This is a genomic window from Mongoliibacter sp., assembly GCF_007692705.1.
Classification (GTDB): Bacteria; Bacteroidota; Bacteroidia; order Cytophagales; family Cyclobacteriaceae; genus Mongoliibacter.
Genome location: NZ_REBN01000022.1, coordinates 1 through 3,394, shown reverse-complemented (window position 1 = coordinate 3,394; position 3,394 = coordinate 1). Strand labels below are relative to the sequence as shown.

Below are 3,394 nucleotides of genomic sequence, written 5' to 3'. Positions count from 1 at the left end.
GGAGCCTGCTCCTATAGTAGTATTGTCTCCAATTTTCACCCCCGGAAGGATCACAGTATTTCCTCCTATCCAGCAATTATCCCCGATTTCAACAGGAATGGCATTGGTCCTGTAAGGTGCCTGCCCGTCTTTGGGGTTTGTAGGCACTCTTTGATTTGCTATTAATGGGTGATTTACGGTATAAATCTGAACATTCGGTCCTATCAATACATTTTTTCCTATCGTGATTCTATTACAATCTAAAAAAATTCCTCCTGTATTGATGAAGGTGTTTTCTCCTATAACGATATGCTTCCCGTAATCACAATAAAACGGTGCTTCTATCCAAACTCCATCGCCCACCTCAGCCAATAACTCTTTAAGAACCTCTGATTTTCCATGTAAATCCCTAGATGAAAGTTCCTCCCATTTCTTGAGTAGTTCTTTTGCCTCATGATACAATTCCAGAAGCTCTGGATCTCTGGTATCATAATTTTCACCGTTTAAAAGCTTTTCCCTTTCAGTCATCTGCCCAAAACCTTTAGAAATTCGAGTACTTGATATTGATCAATAGTCAAAATTTGATTAAATGCCTCCGGATCTGAAGAAAGGTTTACACTCGGATGGCTATATCTGCTTAGAGATGGCCTGAAAGCCTTGCAGCTTGCATGGACCTCTTTCAGGTTCCCGGTCTGATTTAGCTCCCAAACATGCTCAGGCTTTGTACCTCCACCAGGCATAATAATAATCCTTTCACCAGCCTGAGACATCAATTTTTTAATTTGCTCCAAACCCAAACTAACAGTATTCTCTCCTCCTGAGGTAAGAATTCTCTCAAATCCACAGGCTATGATTTTCTCTAAAGCAATCTCTTTATCAACCGTTATATCAAAAGCCCTGTGAAATGTACAAGGTAATCCTGAAGCAGCATTAAGAAGTCTGCTACAAGCCTCTTCATTCACCTGTCCAACTTCATCCAAAACACCAAATACAAAACCATCTGCACCAAGACTTTTCAGATATTGAATATCCTTTTCCATCACACTGATTTCCGATTCAGTATAAACAAAATCTCCTCCGCGGGGTCTGATCATGACAAATATGGGGATTGGAAGTTTTTCTTTCAAAAAAGCCAATGTACCTGCACTTGGCGTGGTTCCGCCTTCTGCAAAATCTGCGCATAATTCAAGCCTATGCACTCCATTATCTGAGGCCTGAACTGCTGCCTCTATGGTGAAAACCGGAGATTCAAGTAGTATACCCATGATCAAAACCAAGATTTAGAATCCACCAATACTTTTTCCTGCTGATTATGCCTGGCAAAATTAAAACCAGGGTGCACAGCATAAGCTCCGGATTCCCCGTCTTTATTAATAGCCAAAAATCCTGCCTGTATATCCTTGATATCTTTATTGTTTTTGGCAACCAATCTTTTTACCGCTTCCTCGCAGGCCTCTTGTGGAGTTCTTCCCTGTCGCATCAATTCTACGATCAAAAAACTACCGCATATTCTGATAATAGACTCCCCTAGACCAGTTGCTGTCGCTGCCCCTACTTCATCATCCACATACAAGCCAGCACCGATAATGGGACTGTCTCCTACCCTACCATGCATTTTGAAAGCCAAGCCTGAGGTAGTACAGGAGCCAGCCATTTTACCATCCGCCCCAATCCCAATCATTCCAATGGTATCGTGGTTTTCTATATTAATGATAGGCTTGTATTTGGACTCCACTTTCCATTCTTTGTACATTTCTTCTGCTTTTGGGCTGAGTATTTCCTCTTCCATAGGAAATCCTTGTGCAATGGCAAACTGCCTAGCACCTTCACCTGCAAGCATTACATGCGGTGTTTCTTCCATCACCCTTCTTGCAAGTGAAATAGGGTGTCTTACCTGTCTGACAAAGGCAACGGTGCCACATGATCCATCTCCTTTCATAATGGATGCATCCAAGGTTGCAATTCCCTCTCTGTCAGGAAGCCCTTGAAGTCCCACCGAAAGGTTGTCCATATCCAGCTCAGTTACCTTGACCCCTTCTTCCACTGCATCTACCAAATTACCTGATTGCATCAACACCTCCCAGGCCATATCATTGGCTGGCATTCCATGTTCCCATGTACTCAAAATTAAAGGCTTTTGCTTTTGTGATTTTTTAGGAAAGGTTAAGGCTTCACCAGCTTTCAAAATCCCGGAAGGGAGCATCAAAGATGTACCCAATAAAGATGTTTTTAGAAATGACCTTCGGTTAGACATGGGATATTATATTTTTTGGAAAGGTTTACAACAAATCAACGTGGCAACAATATCTTAAAAAAATCAAGGACTTTCTTATACTTTTATAAAAAAATTAAAAAAGTGTTGACCATTGGTAAAAGTCTATTTAGGCATTTCGAAAAACAAGCTTAATTTTAATCTCAATAAAAGTTCCTCTGCCAATAACCTCAATATGGAGCATTAAGAATACTGTTGGATTAAAATTTCAATATCAAACCCGCCCGTCGGGAAAGTAGCAATTAGTACCTAATTGGACTACAGATCAGATTGTTATTAAATTATTGGATTGATTCTGAATATAGTTTAAATTTTATAAATCAAGACCCATGAGACCCTATATACTAGCTGAAAACAATTGGAAAAACCTGAAAAAGGACCGCTTCGAATTGGCGGTACTGCCTTGGGGAGCGACTGAGGCCCATAATTACCATATGCCATATGGTACAGACATCTATGAAGCAGATGCGATCGCGGCCGAGTCTGGCCGAATCGCCTGGGGAAATGGCGCTAAAGTAACAGTGCTGCCAACTATCCCATTTGGAGTCAACACGGGCCAACATGACATTTACCTGGATATCAATATGAATCCCAGCACCCAAATGGCAATCATCCGTGACATCCTCACTGTGCTCAATCGTCAGGGAGTTAAGAAATTCCTGATTGTGAATAGCCATGGAGGGAATGATTTCAAAACCATGTTACGGGAATTGGGTCTGGAGTTTCCGGAGATGTTGTTGATGACCTGCAACTGGTTTCAGGCATTGGATAAAAGCAAGTATTTCGAGGAACCTGGTGACCATGCCGACGAAATGGAAACCAGTCTGATCATGCATTTGCACCCTGAATTGGTAGGTCCACTTGAAGAGGCAGGAGACGGAAAAGAAAAAACGCCAAGAATTGAAAGCCTCAAAGAAAAATGGGCTTGGGCAGAAAGGAAGTGGTCCCAGGTGACAGCTGATACTGGTATTGGAAATCCCAAAAAGGCAAGTGCTGAAAAAGGTAAAAGGTATTTTGATGATGTTTGCCAAAAGGTGGCCAAGCTGATGGAGGAGATCTGTCAAGTGGATAAGGATGATTTGTATGAATGATTTGGCGGCTGAAAAGTCGTTTAACTGCGTCCAGATGGTCAGGTCTAAGAAA

At 41.7% G+C, this 3,394-nt stretch carries 4 protein-coding genes; 1 reads left to right on the top strand and 3 read right to left on the bottom strand.

Going from position 1 to position 3,394, the window contains the following annotated elements; genetic code table 11:
• The 3 genes from EA341_RS00310 to EA341_RS00300 form a co-directional block, all read right to left on the bottom strand.
• On the bottom strand, positions 1 to 507 hold a 507-nt coding region (locus tag EA341_RS00310; RefSeq protein ID WP_293010685.1), incomplete at its 3' end, for a sugar O-acetyltransferase.
• Positions 504 to 1,244 (bottom strand): copper homeostasis protein CutC, encoded by a 741-nt coding sequence (locus tag EA341_RS00305; RefSeq protein WP_293010684.1) that lies wholly within the window; start codon positions 1,242 to 1,244, stop codon positions 504 to 506. The genes EA341_RS00305 and EA341_RS00310, both read right to left, overlap by 4 nt.
• 2 nt (positions 1,245 to 1,246) lie before the next feature.
• Complete coding sequence (locus tag EA341_RS00300; RefSeq protein WP_293010683.1) at positions 1,247 to 2,233, bottom strand: isoaspartyl peptidase/L-asparaginase family protein; 987 nt, start codon at positions 2,231 to 2,233, stop codon at positions 1,247 to 1,249.
• Positions 2,234 to 2,580: 347 nt separating this feature from the next.
• Between EA341_RS00300 and EA341_RS00295 the strand changes: the two genes are divergently transcribed.
• Complete coding sequence (locus EA341_RS00295) at positions 2,581 to 3,342, top strand: creatininase family protein (RefSeq protein WP_293010682.1); 762 nt, start codon at positions 2,581 to 2,583, stop codon at positions 3,340 to 3,342.
• The last annotated feature ends 52 nt before the right edge of the window (positions 3,343 to 3,394 follow it).

Coding starts and splice junctions, on each gene's coding strand:
- EA341_RS00300 (WP_293010683.1), bottom strand. CDS start 2,233: ATGTCTAACCGAAGGTCATTTCTAAAAACATCTTTATTGGGTACATCT.
- EA341_RS00295 (WP_293010682.1), top strand. CDS start 2,581: ATGAGACCCTATATACTAGCTGAAAACAATTGGAAAAACCTGAAAAAG.
- EA341_RS00305 (WP_293010684.1), bottom strand. CDS start 1,244: ATGGGTATACTACTTGAATCTCCGGTTTTCACCATAGAGGCAGCAGTT.